The organism is Enterobacter sp. JUb54 (assembly GCF_014298075.1).
Taxonomy (GTDB): Bacteria; Pseudomonadota; Gammaproteobacteria; order Enterobacterales; family Enterobacteriaceae; genus Klebsiella; species Klebsiella lignicola.
Window position 1 is genome coordinate 3,956,903 of the sequence record NZ_CP060418.1, and the last position, 16,239, is coordinate 3,973,141.

Annotated in this window: 14 protein-coding genes; 7 read left to right on the forward strand and 7 right to left on the reverse strand. The window is 54.1% G+C overall.

Features of this window, described 5'->3' with window-relative positions; translation table 11 throughout:
• Positions 1–9: 9 nt before the first annotated feature.
• The 6 genes from rbsK to kup all read right to left on the reverse strand — a co-directional run bounded on the left by rbsK (position 10) and on the right by kup (position 6,920).
• Entirely contained in the window at positions 10–939 is a 930-nt protein-coding gene (gene rbsK, locus HF679_RS18225; RefSeq protein ID WP_187042273.1) for a ribokinase, read from the reverse strand.
• A gap of 102 nt (positions 940–1,041) precedes the next feature.
• On the reverse strand, positions 1,042–1,932 hold the full coding sequence (gene rbsB / locus HF679_RS18230) for a ribose ABC transporter substrate-binding protein RbsB (RefSeq protein WP_187042274.1): 891 nt from the start codon (positions 1,930–1,932) through the stop codon (positions 1,042–1,044).
• Between the two features lie 27 nt (positions 1,933–1,959).
• Positions 1,960–2,925: a ribose ABC transporter permease gene (rbsC, locus tag HF679_RS18235; protein ID WP_123756956.1), complete on the reverse strand. Its 966-nt coding sequence runs from the start codon at positions 2,923–2,925 to the stop codon at positions 1,960–1,962.
• Between the two features lie 5 nt (positions 2,926–2,930).
• Positions 2,931–4,436: a ribose ABC transporter ATP-binding protein RbsA gene (gene rbsA, locus HF679_RS18240; RefSeq protein ID WP_123756957.1), complete on the reverse strand. Its 1,506-nt coding sequence runs from the start codon at positions 4,434–4,436 to the stop codon at positions 2,931–2,933.
• 10 nt (positions 4,437–4,446) lie between these two features.
• On the reverse strand, positions 4,447–4,866 hold the full coding sequence (gene rbsD / locus HF679_RS18245) for a D-ribose pyranase (protein WP_123756958.1): 420 nt from the start codon (positions 4,864–4,866) through the stop codon (positions 4,447–4,449).
• 185 nt (positions 4,867–5,051) lie between these two features.
• On the reverse strand, positions 5,052–6,920 hold the full coding sequence (gene kup / locus HF679_RS18250) for a low affinity potassium transporter Kup (protein WP_123756959.1): 1,869 nt from the start codon (positions 6,918–6,920) through the stop codon (positions 5,052–5,054).
• Positions 6,921–7,137: 217 nt separating this feature from the next.
• On the opposite strand from kup, the gene ravA reads away from it, so the two are divergent.
• Both ravA and viaA read left to right on the forward strand, forming a co-directional pair.
• The gene (gene ravA, locus HF679_RS18255; protein ID WP_187042275.1) at positions 7,138–8,637 is read left to right on the forward strand and encodes an ATPase RavA; all 1,500 of its coding nucleotides are present in this window, start codon (positions 7,138–7,140) and stop codon (positions 8,635–8,637) included.
• Positions 8,634–10,082 carry an ATPase RavA stimulator ViaA gene (gene viaA / locus HF679_RS18260; protein WP_123756961.1) on the forward strand — a complete coding sequence of 483 codons (1,449 nt, stop codon included), beginning with the start codon at positions 8,634–8,636 and terminating at the stop codon, positions 10,080–10,082. The genes ravA and viaA overlap by 4 nt, the downstream gene beginning before the upstream one ends.
• Positions 10,083–10,099: 17 nt before the next feature.
• Here viaA and asnA read toward each other — a convergent pair whose 3' ends face one another.
• Positions 10,100–11,092 carry an aspartate--ammonia ligase gene (gene asnA, locus HF679_RS18265; protein WP_187042276.1) on the reverse strand — a complete coding sequence of 331 codons (993 nt, stop codon included), beginning with the start codon at positions 11,090–11,092 and terminating at the stop codon, positions 10,100–10,102.
• 152 nt (positions 11,093–11,244) lie between these two features.
• On the opposite strand from asnA, the gene asnC reads away from it, so the two are divergent.
• The 5 genes from asnC (at position 11,245) to atpI (ending at position 16,233) form a co-directional block, all read left to right on the forward strand.
• On the forward strand, positions 11,245–11,703 hold the full coding sequence (asnC, locus tag HF679_RS18270) for a transcriptional regulator AsnC (RefSeq protein ID WP_045853727.1): 459 nt from the start codon (positions 11,245–11,247) through the stop codon (positions 11,701–11,703).
• Between the two features lie 91 nt (positions 11,704–11,794).
• Positions 11,795–12,235, forward strand: coding sequence for an FMN-binding protein MioC (mioC, locus tag HF679_RS18275; protein WP_123756963.1), 441 nt, complete (start codon positions 11,795–11,797; stop codon positions 12,233–12,235).
• A gap of 381 nt (positions 12,236–12,616) precedes the next feature.
• Positions 12,617–14,506, forward strand: a complete 1,890-nt coding sequence (gene mnmG, locus HF679_RS18280) for a tRNA uridine-5-carboxymethylaminomethyl(34) synthesis enzyme MnmG (RefSeq protein WP_123756964.1) — start codon at positions 12,617–12,619, stop codon at positions 14,504–14,506.
• A 108-nt stretch (positions 14,507–14,614) separates the two neighbouring features.
• The gene (gene rsmG / locus HF679_RS18285; RefSeq protein ID WP_123756965.1) at positions 14,615–15,238 is read left to right on the forward strand and encodes a 16S rRNA (guanine(527)-N(7))-methyltransferase RsmG; all 624 of its coding nucleotides are present in this window, start codon (positions 14,615–14,617) and stop codon (positions 15,236–15,238) included.
• A 614-nt stretch (positions 15,239–15,852) separates the two neighbouring features.
• Positions 15,853–16,233, forward strand: a complete 381-nt coding sequence (gene atpI / locus HF679_RS18290; RefSeq protein ID WP_123756966.1) for a F0F1 ATP synthase subunit I — start codon at positions 15,853–15,855, stop codon at positions 16,231–16,233.
• Positions 16,234–16,239 lie beyond the last annotated feature (6 nt).

Here is a 16,239-nt window from a genome sequence, read left to right on the forward strand (position 1 = left end):
AGCCAAGCGTTACCCCTGTTGACGTAAAAACTCGTCGATCTCTTTGCGCCATGGAACCGAAGGCTGCGCGCCTTTGCGGGTAACGGCAATGGCGGCGGCGGCGTGGGCATAGCGGATCGCTTCATCCAGCGCGGTACCTTCCAGTAACGCCGTCACGACGGCGCCATTGAAGGTATCGCCTGCGGCAATGGTATCGATGGCCTGGACTTTAAAACCAGCAACCCGACGGCCTTCACCTTCACGGCTAACCCATACTCCGCGGCTGCCGAGGGTAATCATCACGATGCCGATGCCTTTTTCATGCAGCACATGGGCCGCTTTTGCCGCATCGTCATCGTTTTCAACGTGGATACCGGTCAGCTTTTCCGCTTCGGTTTCGTTGGGGGTAATGATATCCACCAGCGAAAGCAGCGCATCAGGCAGTTCACGCGCCGGTGCCGGGTTCAGTACCACGGTTGTTTGATGCTGATGAGCGATGGTTGCTGCCGCCAGGACGCTTTCCAGCGGAGATTCCAGCTGCATCAGCAGCGCCTGTGCGCCTGCAATCCGCTCTTTTTCTGCTTCCACCTGGGCCACAGAGAGGGCGGCATTCGCGCCGGCATGAATACCGATGACATTCTCACCTTCAGAATTAACAAAGATCAGCGCCACGCCGGTCGATTGGTCTTTTACCGCTCGCACTGGCGTCACATCGATGTTATCGCGCTCCAGCTGGCGCCGAACGCGCTCGCCGATATCGTCATCACCGGTACAGGCAATAAACGCAATATCCGCCCCGCTTCGCCCGGCAGCAACGGCCTGGTTGGCCCCTTTACCACCGAAAGCCACCTGATAGTGCTGGCCGGTGACGGTTTCACCCGGCGTCGGGAAAGATTCAAGGTTAAGAATGTGATCGGCATTGATGCTGCCAAGGACGACAAGTTTGCCTGAGGTTTTCATGATTTCTGTTCCCGGGAAAGCGCGCCACCGGACTCCGGTGGCGCATGCCCTGCTTTTCTTTTTTATGTTGTCCCTCGGACCGTTGCCGGTCCGAATCGCATATTACTGCTTAATGACCAGTTTCAGCTCAACCGGATAGCTGGCATCCACTTTCTCACCCTTCAGCACTTTATCAGCAGTCTCCACGCCTTTCACGCCGATCTGCTCTGGCAACTGGGCGATAGTCGCTGCCAGTTTGCCACTGTTTACTGCTTTTTCGCCATCCGGAGTGCCATCAAATCCAACCACCATCACATCGGATTTACCGGCAGTTTGCAATGCGCGCAGCGCACCGAGCGCCATTTCGTCGTTCTGAGCAAACACCGCTTTCACATCAGGATGCGCCGTCAGCAGGTTCTGCATGACGTTCAGGCCTTTGGTACGATCGAAGTCCGCCGGCTGGCTGGCCAGCACATTGAATTTGTGTGCTGCAACGGCCTGTTTAAAACCTTCACCACGTTCGCGTGCCGCAGACGTTCCGGCAATGCCTTGCAGTTCAATCACTTTCGCGCCTTCACCGGCTTTTTTGGCGATATAGTCGCCGGCCATTTTACCGCCCTGCACGTTATCGGAAGCAATATGGCTGACTACGTCGCCTTTTGCCGCCTGGCGGTCAAGGGTGATCACCGGGATTTTCGCCTGGTTAGCCATCTTCACCGCGTTGCCAACCGCATCAGAATCGGTCGGGTTGATCAGCAGCAGCTTCGCGCCACGCACCGTGAGGTCCTGGACGTTCGCCAGCTCTTTCGCCGGGTTGTTTTGTGAATCCAGCACCACCAGGTTGTAACCCAGTTTGTCTGCTTCTTTCTGCGCCCCGTCTTTCAGGGAGACGAAGAACGGGTTATTGAGGGTAGAGATTACCAGGGCGATGGTATCTTTCGCCATCGCATTAGCGCTGACGGTTGCACTGAGGGCTACAGCAGAGACCAGGGTCGCCAGTTTTTTCATATTCATAGTTAAGATGTCCTGTAGAGTTCTTAGTTACTGCTTTTTGTTGTCTACCAGCACCGCCAGCAAAATTACCACCGCTTTCACGATCATCTGGTAATAGGAAGAAACGCCTAACAAATTCAGTCCGTTGTTCAGGAAGCCAAGGATCAACGCACCGATCAGTGTCCCGACGATACGGCCTTTACCACCGGCGAGGCTGGTGCCGCCAAGCACGACGGCCGCAATCGCATCCAGTTCATAACCGGTACCCGCCGTCGGCTGCGCGGAAGACAGACGCGCCACTTCGATAATCCCCGCCAGGGATGCCAGCAGGCCGCACAACGAGTAGACGATAATTTTGACTTTATTGACGCTGATGCCGGACAAGCGGGTTGCCGCTTCGTTACCGCCCAGCGCGTAGATATAACGACCCAACCGCGTATGGTGCAGCATGTACCAGGCCGCAAGAAAGACGATAGCCATAATCCACACCGGCGTCGGGATGCCTAACGGGCGGCCGATACCAAACCAGCCAAACAGATCGGCATTATCGGTGAACCCGGTGTTAACCGGACTGCCGTTGGTGTAGACCATCGTCACCCCGCGCAGCAGCAGCATCATCACCAGGGTGGCAATAAAGGCCTGTACACGCCCTTTCGCCACGATGACGCCGGTAACCGCACCGATTGCCGCGCCTAACGCCAGCGCACCAGCAATCGCCACCAGCGCATTGACCTCCAGGCCCACAATCGACGCGGCAACCGCGCCGGTCAGCGCCAGCAGAGAACCGACGGACAGGTCGATCCCTGAGGTCAGAATGACCAGCGTCATCCCGACGGCCATAATGGCGTTGACCGACGTCTGTTGCAGGATATTGAACAGGTTATTGACGGTAAAAAAGTTGGGGCTCATGGTCGACACAATCGCTATCAGCACCAACAGAGCAATTAATGATTTTTGCTCCATCAGCCATGCTTTCGTGAAATAGCGGCGACCAGAAACAGCCTGGGTTGTCATCTTTTTTACTCCTGATTCACACGGTTAAGCTTGCCCACAGCGGCAGCCATCAATACTTCCTGGGTGGCCTGCTCGCGTGTAAATTCACCGCCGAGATGCCCTTCATGCATCACAATGATGCGATCGCTCATGCCTAACACTTCCGGCATCTCCGAGGAGACCAGAATGATGCTCAGACCATCGGCTTTAAACTGGTTGATCAGCTGGTAGATCTCTTTCTTCGCCCCGACGTCCACGCCACGGGTGGGCTCATCAAGGATCAGCACTTTTGGCCGCGTCATCAGCCCGCGGGCAATCGCCACTTTCTGCTGGTTACCGCCGGAAAGCAGGCCAATCGCCTGTTCCATTGACGGCGTTTTCACATTGAATAAGCGGATAAAGTCGCTCACCGCCTGCTGTTCATCGCCGTGTTTCAGGCGACCACCAGCATGGCTGAAATAGCGCAGCGCAGTTAAAGACATGTTTTCTTTCACCGACATACCGAGCACTAAACCATCGCGCTTACGGTCTTCGGAAATATAAACAATACCGTTTGCCAGGCCATCCTGAGGAGAGCGGGTCACGACTTCATGCCCGTCGAGGGTGACGCTACCGCTGTGCCGCGCCAGCGCGCCGTACAGTACTTTCATCAGCTCCGTTCGTCCGGCGCCCATCAGCCCGGCGACGCCGAGGATTTCGCCCTGACGCAGGGTGAAAGTGATATTTTCAACGCCCGGCCCGCACAGGTTGTCTACCTTGAGGCGAATCGCCCCCGGCGCTTTATCCAGATGCGGGTACTGATCTTCCAGCTTGCGGCCGACCATCATTTCGATCAGCAGATCTTCATTGAGGCTGGCGACTTCACGCTCGGCGATAAACTGCCCGTCGCGGAAGACCGTCACATCATCGCAAATCTCGAAGATCTCTTTCATGCGGTGGGAGATATAGACAATTCCGCGCCCTTGCGCTTTTAGCTCGCGAATGACGCGGAACAGGGATTCGGTTTCAGTATCAGTCAGGGCATCCGTCGGTTCATCCATAATGATGACCTTCGACTCGAAGCTCAGCACTTTGGCGATCTCAACCATCTGCTGATCGCCAATCGACAGATCGCCCACCAGCTTCTGGCTGTTAAAGCGTAAGTTCAGCTTCGCCAGCAGCTTGTCGGCTTCGGCATACATCGTTTTCCAGTCGATTTTGCCAAACCGGTTAACGAACTCGCGACCGAGGAAAATGTTTTCCGCGATCGTCAGTTGAGGAATCAGGTTCAGTTCCTGATGGATAATGCCGATTCCGGCTTCCTGGGAGGATTTCGGTCCGTTGAAGGTGACCTCTTTCCCCAGCCACAGTAGGGAGCCGGCATCGCGGGCATAGATACCGGTCAGCACCTTCATCATGGTGGATTTGCCAGCACCGTTTTCACCGACCAGCGCCATCACGCGGCCAGCATAGACATTCAGCGAGGCGCCGGAGAGCGCCTTCACGCCAGGGAACGCTTTATCGATCCCTTTTAATTGCAGTAAGGCTTCCATATCGGCGACCTCAGAACGTCACGCCGGCACAGAGAATAACGTTCGCATACGGGGAACACTCCCCGCTGCGAATCACCGCCTGACTTTCAGCGGTTTGTTTTTTGAACTGCTCATGACTGGTGTAACGAATATCAATGATATTTCCCTGGTGTTGCTGCAGCTGCTCGAGGTGAGTGAGCAACGTCGCATGGAGCTGCGGATTATGCGTTTTGATCTCTTCCGCCAGGATCGCCGCTTCAACCTGCATTTCCGCCGTGACCACCTCCAGAACCTGCATAAAGGAGGGAACGCCCTGAGTCAGCGCCATATCAATGCGCGTGCTGCTGTGAGGAACCGGTAAACCAGCATCACAGACCACCAGCGTATCGGTATGACCCAGGCGCGAGATAACCGAGGAAATATCAGCGTTAAGTACGGTGCCTTTTTTCATTTTTCTCTTTTGCTCCATTAGCGAAACGTTTCGCTGAGATAAGTATTGTCAATAAACGAGCGGAAAACCATCATCAGAGGAGAGAAATGTGATCGCCATCGAAACGTTTCGCGAACGCGGAGAAGAAATGTGAAGCGGGGCAAAAGGTCACAAAAAGCCCTTCACGAGGAAGGGCTTCAGGAACATCAGATTTCGACCTGGGTACCCAGTTCGATGACCCGGTTTGGCGGGATTTCGAACTGATCCGGCGCCCTCAGGGCATTGCGCTGCAGCAGGAGATACAATTTCCCGCGCAGGCGCAGGTACCACGGCCGCTTGCCGATAATCAGCGATTCATGCGACATAAAGAACGAGGTTTCCATCATCCGGCAGCTCAGGCCTTCCAGCCCGCAGCGGTGGAACACTTCTTCGACGTTCGGCGTTTCGCGCCAGCCGTAGCTGGCCACCACGCGCCAGAACGACGGCGAAATCTGCTCGATCTGGACCCGACGCACATTGTGTACATAAGGCGCATCTTCGGTCCGCAGCGTCAGGAGGATCACCCGCTCGTGCAGCACCTTGTTGTGCTTGAGGTTATGCAGCAGGGCAAACGGAATCACGTTCAGCGCACGGGACATATACACCGCGGTGCCCGGCACGCGAACCGGCGGCGATTTCTCCAGAGAAGAGATCATCGCTTCCAGTGAGTTGCCGTGCTCGTGCATACGGCGCAGCAGGCGGAAACGCTCGCTCTTCCAGGTGGTCATCACCGTGAACATCACCAGCCCCAGCGTCAACGGCAGCCAGCCACCGGAGACAATCTTATCGAGGTTGGCCGAGAACAGCGGCAGGTCAATGCACATAAAGCCGATAAGCAGCAACGCCACCACGAACTTATTCCAGTGCCAGTTTTTACGCGCAACGGTGGTGAAGAGGATGGTCGTCAGCACCATGGTCCCGGTCACCGCAATCCCGTACGCCGCCGCCAGATTGGAGGAGTGCTCAAAGCTGATAATGACGATAACCACCGAGACGTACAGCAGCCAGTTGATGAACGGGATATAAATCTGACCCGATTCCATTTCCGACGTATGGATGATGCGCATCGGCGACAGATAGCCCAGACGAACCGCCTGGCGCGTCAGGGAGAAGACGCCCGAAATAACCGCCTGCGACGCGATGACCGTCGCCAGCGCGGCGAGGATCAGCATCGGGATCAGCGCCCATTCCGGCGCCAGCAGGAAGAAGGGGTTTTTAATCGCTTCCGGGTGCTTTAACAGCAGCGCGCCCTGACCGAAGTAGTTGAGCACCAGCGAGGGCAGCACCACGGAAAACCACGCCAGGCGAATCGGCAATTTGCCGAAGTGGCCCATGTCAGCATACAGCGCCTCGACACCGGTAATAGAAAGCACCACCGCTCCTAATGCCACGAAGGAGACGGTTTTATATTCCATGAAGAAATGGAAGGCCCAGTAAGGGTTAAGCGCCTGCAGTACTTCCGGGTTGGCCAGAATGCTTCTTGCGCCCAGCACTGCCAGCAGCAGGAACCAGATCAGCATAATCGGTGCAAACAGCTTCCCGACCATGCTGGTACCGTGCTTTTGAATAGCAAACAGCAGCGTCAGCACGATAATGGAGATGGGGACAATCCAGGTATCCAGATTCGGGGCAATAATCTCCAGACCTTCAATGGCCGACATCACCGAGATAGCCGGTGTGATGACCACCTCGCCATAGAAGAAGCTGCCGCCAATCAGGCCAAGGATCACCAGAACCGATGTCATTCGTGCGGACGTGTTACGTCCCGCCAACGACATCAGCGTCAGGATCCCCCCTTCGCCGGCGTTGTCAGCACGCATAACGAAGGTGATATATTTGAGTGATACGGTAAAGATTAACAGCCAGAAAATCAGCGACAGAAAGCCAAAAACGGCATCACGTTCAACGCCAAACCCAAACTGACCAGACAAACATTCTCGAAGTGTATACAGCGGGCTGGTACCGATATCACCATATACCACGCCGATGGCTGCCAGCGTAACGGCCGGCAGCGATTGCTTATTATCAGTGCTCATAGACTAGTCTTTTCGTTTATAAAACAAATGTGTGCCTAGTCCCTTGGCCCACAAAAAGCGCACAGTATGCACGATTATTTGCTGAATCGTACCCCTAACTGACATCATATTAATCTGACTCAAAGAAAATAAATCGATTCTTCAGGCTATTACCATACCCAATCAAACATCTATACTCGACTCAATAACGACACATGAAAAAGCACGCAACTCAATTATGGCTCAATCACATTTACTGGCAGAAAGAATTTCCCGGCTAAGTGCCTCGCTGGAAAAAGGTTTGTTCGAACGCAGCCACGCGATACGACTTTGCCTGCTTGCCGCGCTCAGTGGAGAAAGCGTTTTTTTACTTGGCCCGCCGGGCATCGCGAAAAGCCTGATCGCCCGCCGCCTCAAGTTCGCCTTCCAGCAAGCCCGCGCTTTTGAATACCTGATGACCCGCTTTTCCACCCCGGAAGAAGTTTTTGGCCCCCTCTCGATCCAGGCACTGAAAGATGAAGGACGCTACGAGCGTCTGACCACCGGCTACCTGCCGGAAGCTGAAATTGTGTTCCTCGATGAGATCTGGAAAGCCGGCCCGGCAATCCTCAACACCCTGCTGACGGCCATCAACGAACGTCACTTCCGCAATGGCGCTACGGAGGAAAAAATCCCCATGCGTCTGCTGGTGGCGGCATCAAACGAATTGCCGGAAGCGGACAGCAGTCTTGAAGCGCTCTACGATCGCATGCTCATCCGCTTGTGGCTGGATAAGGTTCAGGATAAGACAAATTTCCGTTCTATGCTGGTCAGCCAGCAGGATGAAAACAGTAACCCGGTACCCACCAGCCTGCAGATCAGCACTGAAGAGTTTACCCAGTGGCAGCAAGATATCAGCGGCGTGAAGCTACCGGATAGCGTGTTTGAGTTGGTGTTCCAGCTGCGCCAGCAGCTGGATACGCTGTCTGATGCGCCTTATGTCTCCGACCGTCGCTGGAAAAAAGCCATTCGTCTGTTGCAGGCCAGCGCCTTCTTCAGCGGTCGGGACACCATTGCCCCTATCGACCTGATCTTGCTGAAAGATTGCCTGTGGCACGATATCAAAAGCATGAATCTGATGTCGCAGCAGCTGGAAGCCCTGATGACCAGCCACGCCTGGCAGCAGCAGGCCATGTTGACCAAACTGGGGGCGATTACCCAACGACGCATTCAAATCCAGCAGCAGCACAGCGACAAAACCGCGTTGAAGGTGACGCGTCTTGGCGGAATGTTCAGCCGTAAACCCCACTATGAGTTGCCTGCAGAGCTGCAGGAAGCCACCCTGACCTTACTGCTCCAGCAGCCGCTTAAACTGCACGATATCAACGTTATCCACATTACCTTCGTGCGCGAAGAGCTGTCGCACTGGCTGGAAAAAGGCGGTGAGATCCGTGGCAAGCTTAACGGCATTGGTTTCGCACAGCTGTTAACTATCGATGTCGATGCCAGCCAGCACCTGGTGGTACGCGACGTCAGCCTGCAGGGTTCCCGCCTCTCACTGCCCGGCTGCGAATCGCAGGAAAATATGCCGGCAGAAATCAGGCAGCAGCTGGAAGCGCTGGATGATGAGTGGTACCAGCAACATAACCGCTTCAGCGAACAGCAAAAATGCCTGTTCATTCCTGGTGACTGGCTTGGGCGTATCGAAGCCAGCCTGCAGGACGTCGGGGCGCAGATTAAGCAGGCACGTCAGCCATGACGCTGGATATGCTGAATGTCATGCTGGCAGTCAGCGAAGAGGGGATGATCGAAGAGATGCTGCTGGCGCTGCTGGCCTCCCCTCAGCTTGCCGTATTCTTCGAAAAATTCCCGCGCCTGAAAAACATTATTGCTGCCGATATCCCGCGCTGGCGGGAGTCGATCCGGGCCCGGCTCAAAGAGACCCATGTCCCGCCAGAGCTGGATGCGGAAGTACAAAGCTATCAACGCGCGCAGTTGCTCTCCACCTCGCAGTTCATCGTCCAGCTGCCGCAGATCCTTACCGGGCTGCGCAGCCAGCACTCGCCATTTGCCGCCCAGGCGCAACAGCTGGTGGATGACAACACCACCTTCACTCCCGCACTGCATACCCTCTTTTTACAGCGCTGGCGCCTGAGCCTGGTGGTCCAGGTGACCTCCCTCAACCAGCAGCTGCTGGACGAGGAGCGGGATCAGTTGCTCAGTGAAGTACAGGAACGCATGACCCTCAGCGGTCAGCTGGAACCGGTGCTAGTGGAAAACGATAACGCCGCCGGGCGGCTGTGGGATATGAGCGCCGGCGAACTGAAGCGCGGTGACTATCAGTTGATCATCCGTTACGGTGATTTTCTTAGCCAGCAGCCGGAATTAATGCAGCTGGCTGAACAGCTCGGTCGTTCACGAGAAGCAAAATCGGTCCCCAAAAAAGAGGCGCCGATGGAAGCCTTCCGTAGCCTGGTCCGCGAACCGGCCACGGTACCGGAACAGGTTGATGGCCTGCAGCAGAGTGACGATATTTTACGCCTGCTTCCGCCGGAGCTGGCGACGCTTGGGATCACCGAGCTGGAATTCGAGTTCTACCGCAAGCTGGTGGAAAAGCAGTTGCTGACCTATCGGCTGCACGGCGACGCCTGGCGGGAAAAAATCACCGAGAGGCCGGTCACCCGGCAGGATGTCGACGAACAGCCGCGCGGGCCGTTTATCGTCTGCGTCGATACCTCCGGTTCGATGGGCGGTTTCAACGAACAGTGCGCCAAGGCCTTTTGCCTGGCCTTAATGCGGGTGGCGCTGGCGGATAATCGCCGCTGCTTTATTATGCTGTTCTCCAGTGAAGTGGTGCATTACGAACTGACCGGCCCCGAGGGGCTTGAGCAGGCGATCCGCTTCCTGAGCCAACGTTTTCGCGGCGGTACCGATCTAGCCAGCTGTTTCCGATCCATTATTGAGCGCATGCAAAACCCGCAGTGGGTGGATGCCGATGCGGTGGTGATTTCCGATTTTATTGCCCAGCGTCTGCCGGATGAGGTGATCAATCAGGTGGGGGAACTGCAGCGCAAACATCAGCATCGCTTTCACGCGGTGGCGATGTCGGTACATGGCAAACCCGGCATTATGCGCATCTTCGATCATATCTGGCGCTTTGATACCGGGTTGCGTAGCCGCCTGCTACGACGCTGGCGGCGTTAAAACCTGGCGACGGTCTATTAAAGAAGAGCGTCCACGCTCTCACGAACCTGAGCTGGCCACACGCCGCACTGTACCTGGCCAATATGGTCAAGCTGCAGCAGCAACATGGTCAGACGAGACTGGCCAATACCGCCGCCGATCGTCTGCGGCATCTCACCGCGCAGCAGCGCCTGGTGCCACTCCAGCTTCAGGCGATCTTCATCACCGGTGATCGCCAGCTGGCGTTTCAGTGCATCAGCATCCACGCGGATCCCCATGGAAGAGATCTCGAACGCGTCTTCCAGAACCGGGTTCCACACCAGAATATCGCCATTCAGGCCGCTCAAGCCTTCATCGGCTGAGGTGCTCCAGTCATCATAATCCGGCGCACGAACATCATGACGCTGACCATCAGAAAGCTTTCCGCCAATACCAATAAGGAATACGGCACCCAGCTCTTTGGCAATCGCCCGCTCACGCCCTTTGGCATCGAGGCCTGGATAGCGGCTCAGCAGCTCCTGGCTATGAACAAACTGAATCTGCTCTGGCAGGAACGGTGCCAGCCCAAACTCTTTACATGCCGCGGCTTCGGTCGCTTTGATCCCGGCGTAGATCGCCTCTACGGTCGATTTCAATGTTCCGACGTGGCGCTCACCATCCCCCATCACGCGTTCCCAGTCCCACTGGTCGACGTAAACAGAGTGAATGGCGGTCAGTCGGTCTTCATCGGGGCGAAGGGCTTTCATGTGCGTGTAGAGCCCTTCGCCCGCGCTGAAGTCGTGTTGTCCCAGGGTTTGACGTTTCCATTTCGCCAGCGAATGAACCACTTCGAACTGATCGTCTGGCAGTGTTTTCACTTTAACCTGAACCGCTTTCTCGCTACCAGAGAGGTTGTCCTGAGTCCCGTCTCCCACGCGGCTTAAAATAGGTGCCTGGACTTCAATCAGACCAAGCTTCTCTTCCAGCTGGCGGGAAAAGTGCGACTTAACGAAACTAATCTGGCGTTGTTTTGCGATGTATGCGGTTTTCATTTTTTTTAACTCCTGCGTCCTGTTGGTATTGATTAAGCAACAAAACAGGCCACCAATTCAATAATCAAACAACAAAAAGCCGGGTTCACTTTTGATTCATTAAAATATCAGGCTAATATAGAAAGAATCATTAAACATCATAAGAAAAAACTATGGAAAATTATCAGATCGACAATCTGGACCGCGGCATCCTTGAGGCATTAATGGCCAATGCGCGCACGGCGTACGCGGAACTGGCCAAACAGTTTGGCGTCAGCCCCGGCACCATCCATGTGCGCGTAGAGAAGATGAAACAGGCGGGGATCATTACCGGCGCACGCATCGACGTGAATCCTAAACAGCTCGGCTACGACGTCTGCTGCTTTATCGGCATTATTTTGAAAAGCGCCAAAGACTATCCTTCCGCACTGGCCAGACTCGAAAGCCTCGACGAGGTCACCGAGGCCTACTACACCACCGGGCACTACAGCATCTTTATCAAGGTGATGTGCCGCTCGATCGATGCCCTGCAGCAGGTACTTATCAACAAGATCCAAACAATCGATGAAATTCAGTCCACCGAGACGCTGATCTCCCTGCAGAACCCGATCATGCGGACCATCCGCCCGTGATCGGGCTTTTTTAATCCCACATTTTCCACAGGTAGATCCCAGCTCACACACAGCGTACAATGTGCCACTCTGAATAATTGAGCAGACGATCATGGCAGACATTACGCTTATCAGCGGCAGTACCCTGGGCAGTGCGGAATATGTAGCGGAGCATCTGGCTGAAAAGCTGGAAGAGGCGGGCTACAGCACCGAAATCCAGCACGGTCCGTTGATCGAGGATCTGCAGGCTGAAGGGATCTGGCTAGTTATCTCCTCTACTCATGGTGCAGGTGATATCCCTGATAACCTGCTGCCGTTCTTTGAAGCTATTCAGGAACAACGCGCAGACCTGTCTGCCGTGCGTTTTGGCGCCATTGGTATTGGCAGCCGGGAATATGACACCTTCTGCGGAGCCATCGACAAGATCGACAGCGCGCTGAAAGCATGCGGCGCAAAACAGATCGGCGAAACGCTGAAGATAAATGTGCTGGAACATGAAATTCCGGAAGATCCGGCAGAGATTTGGGTCGGATCCTGGAAAGATTTACTCTGAGTTTTGTAAAGATCGTCCGTTTTTCTGTGTATAACTCTGCTTAAAAGCTCTGATCAACCGGTAGTTATCCAAAGAATAACCCTTGCTCGCTTTTTGGGCTGTGCATAACCCTTCATTTTGATCCCAGCTTATACGGAACAGGATCACCGATCATTCACAGATAGTGATCCTTCTTAACCGGTTGATCTTAAAGTCTGGATCCGGCTTATCCACAGACAAGCTCGATCCTAATAAGAGATCACAATAAAACAGATCTCTAAATAAAAGATCTTCTTTTTAATACTCAAGATCCCGGAGCTTTCTCGATCGACTAAAGTTGAGTAGAATCCACGGCCCGGGCTTCAATCCATTTTCAAACCGCTTTATGCGAGGCATACCACCATGTTTTATCAGGATCCTTTTGACGTCATCATCATTGGCGGGGGTCATGCAGGCACTGAGGCCGCGATGGCCGCAGCGCGAATGGGTCAACAAACCCTGCTTTTGACACACAATATCGACACGCTGGGGCAGATGAGCTGCAATCCGGCGATTGGCGGCATTGGGAAAGGACACCTGGTAAAAGAAGTGGATGCACTTGGCGGCCTGATGGCGAAAGCGATCGACCAGGCAGGCATTCAGTTTAGGATACTAAACGCCAGCAAAGGCCCGGCGGTACGTGCCACCCGAGCACAGGCTGACCGTGTACTCTATCGCCAGGCGGTTCGCACGGCCCTGGAAAACCAGCCAAACCTGATGATCTTCCAGCAGGCGGTTGAAGATCTGATTGTCGAAAACGATCGCGTTGTCGGCGCAGTGACCCAGATGGGCCTGAAATTCCGCGCCAAAGCGGTGGTCCTGACCGTAGGGACGTTCCTCGACGGCAAGATCCACATTGGCCTGGATAACTACAGCGGTGGCCGTGCAGGCGATCCGCCGTCTATCCCGCTCTCTCGTCGCTTGCGTGAACTGCCGCTGCGCGTTAGCCGTCTGAAAACCGGGACGCCGCCGCGTATTGACGCCCGCACTATCGACTTCAGCGTTCTGGCACCACAGCATGGCGATAACCCAATGCCGGTCTTCTCGTTCATGGGCTCTGCGGATCAGCATCCGCGTCAGGTTCCGTGCTACATCACGTATACCAACGAGAAAACCCATGACGTGATCCGCAATAACCTCGATCGCAGCCCGATGTACGCCGGGGTGATTGAAGGGATCGGTCCACGCTATTGCCCGTCGATCGAAGACAAAGTGATGCGCTTTGCCGATCGCAACCAGCATCAGATCTTCCTCGAGCCGGAAGGGCTGACCTCAAACGAAATTTATCCGAACGGCATCTCCACCAGCCTGCCATTCGATGTACAAATGCAGATTGTTCGCTCGATGCAAGGCATGGAGAACGCCAAAATCGTTCGCCCAGGCTACGCTATTGAGTACGACTTCTTCGATCCTCGCGATCTGAAGCCGACGCTGGAAAGTAAATATATCCACGGCCTGTTCTTTGCCGGTCAGATCAACGGGACTACCGGATACGAAGAAGCCGCTGCCCAGGGTCTGCTTGCTGGCCTCAACGCCGGTCGCTTCTCTGCAGAAAAAGAGGGTTGGGCGCCAGCGCGTTCTGAAGCCTACCTGGGTGTACTGGTCGACGACCTGTGCACGCTCGGTACCAAAGAACCGTACCGCATGTTTACCTCCCGCGCGGAGTATCGTCTGATGCTGCGCGAGGATAATGCCGATCTGCGCCTGACCGAACAGGGGCGTGAGCTGGGTCTGGTCGATGATGAACGCTGGGCGCGTTTCAATCAGAAGCTGGAAAGCATTGAGCTTGAACGTCAGCGCCTGAAATCGACCTGGGTTTACCCGGCAGCAGACAGCGTTGAAGCCGTTAACGCGCATCTGAGCGCGCCGCTTTCTCGCGAAGCCAGCGGTGAAGATTTACTCCGTCGTCCGGAAATGACCTACGAGCAGCTGGTCCAGCTGCCACCATTCGCGCCGGGCCTGGGAGATACGCAGGCCGCAGAGCAGGTTGAGATTCAGGTCAAATACGAAGGCTATATTGCGCGCCAGCAGGAAGAGATCGAAAGGCAGCAGCGTAATGAGAATACGATACTGCCGGCGACCCTTGATTACCGCCAGGTGATTGGGCTGTCGAATGAAGTCATTGCCAAGCTAAACGATCACAAGCCGTCTTCGATCGGCCAGGCTACCCGTATTTCAGGCGTGACCCCTGCGGCGATCTCCATTTTGCTGATCTGGCTGAAAAAACAGGGCATGCTGCGCCGCAGCGCATAATCTATTTCATTGTCTTCCGGCGGGTGGTGCATGGCTAACCCGCCTCACAAGCTTGTATGCCCGGTTAGCGTTAGCGCACCGGGCAAATTATTCAGACAGGTATCAACAGTGCTTAACAAACTTTCTCATCTGCTTGCAGAAGCTGGCATTTCGCTCTCCGATCACCAGAAAAATCAGCTGGTAGGGTATGTTGGACTGCTGGATAAGTGGAACAAGGCCTATAACCTGACTTCCGTTCGCGATCCGAACGAAATGTTGGTACGCCATATTCTCGATAGCATTGTCGTTGCGCCGCACCTGAAAGGCAGCCGCTTTATCGATGTCGGAACAGGACCGGGTCTGCCGGGGATCCCTCTGGCTATCGTCTGCCCGCAGTCGCACTTCACGCTGCTGGACAGCCTTGGCAAGCGCGTACGCTTTCTTCGCCAGGTTCAGCATGAGCTAAAACTGGATAACATCGAGCCGGTACAAAGCCGCGTGGAAGCGTTTCCGGCAGAGCCGCCGTTTGATGGCGTCATCAGCCGTGCCTTTGCTTCACTCAATGACATGGTGAGCTGGTGTCACCACCTGCCGACGGAAGAGGGCGCTTTCTACGCGCTTAAAGGCGTTGCTCAGGAAGAGGAAATGGCCAATCTTCCGGAAGGATATGTGGTCAGCGAGGTGATTGAACTGCAGGTTCCGCAGCTGGAAGGGGAGCGCCATTTGGTGCTTATTAAACCAAAAAAGATTTAAATTTTATCAAAAAATGTGAAAAAAAAAGTCTGCCGCGTGTTACAAAAATGGACGTCAGTACGCGCGGATATCGGACTCTTTTTAACCATGTTTTTACTAAGGGTTATCCAGTCGTTAACCTTGGCAATTTGTTAACAGATAATATAGTCAACACTGAAAATATCAGCGTGCTAAAAATACAGGCGCTGACAAAGCATACGAATGTTAAATTTTTATTATAAATGTCAATGAGTAGTTTTTATTGTATATAGGGTTGTTTTATAAATTGTCGCTATTTTTTGTCTTTAATATCAAAACGATGAAATCAGACAATTTATGAACAGAATTAATTCGATTAAGCCAAAAATGTTTAATATGTGATCTGTCGCACGCTTTGTTTTCTGTGTTTTCTCAGTATTTGCAGTTTCGTATGATCGCTCACAGATTGGTAAAATGCAGGAAAAGTTGCCAGTCAGAAAATAATTAAACATTTATTCACTATTTTGCTACTTATTGTTTGAAATCACGGGGCGTCACCGTATAATTTGTCCGCTTTTTGATGCTTGACTCTTCGTCTTAAAGGACGTTTTATACGACACGCGACATACCTCAAAGGGAGCAGGAGTAAAAACGTGATGTCTGTGTCGCTCTTGAGTCGAAACGTTGCTCGTAAGCTTCTGTTTATTCAGTTACTGGCAGTAATAGCAAGTGGACTGCTGTTCAGCCTAAAAGACCCCTTCTGGGGCATCTCCGCAGTATGCGGAGGTTTGGCGGTTGTTTTGCCAAACATGTTTTTTATGATTTTTGCCTGGCGTCATCAGGCGCATACACCATCTAAAGGCCGTGTGGCCTGGACCTTCGCCTTCGGTGAAGCATTCAAGGTGTTGCTGACCTTTGCCCTCCTCGCGATGGCGCTGGCCGTTTTCAAAGTGGTATTCATGCCGCTGATAGTGACGTGGGTTTTGGTGCTGGTGGTACAAATTCTGGCACCAGCTGTAATTAACAACAAAGGGTAAAAGGCA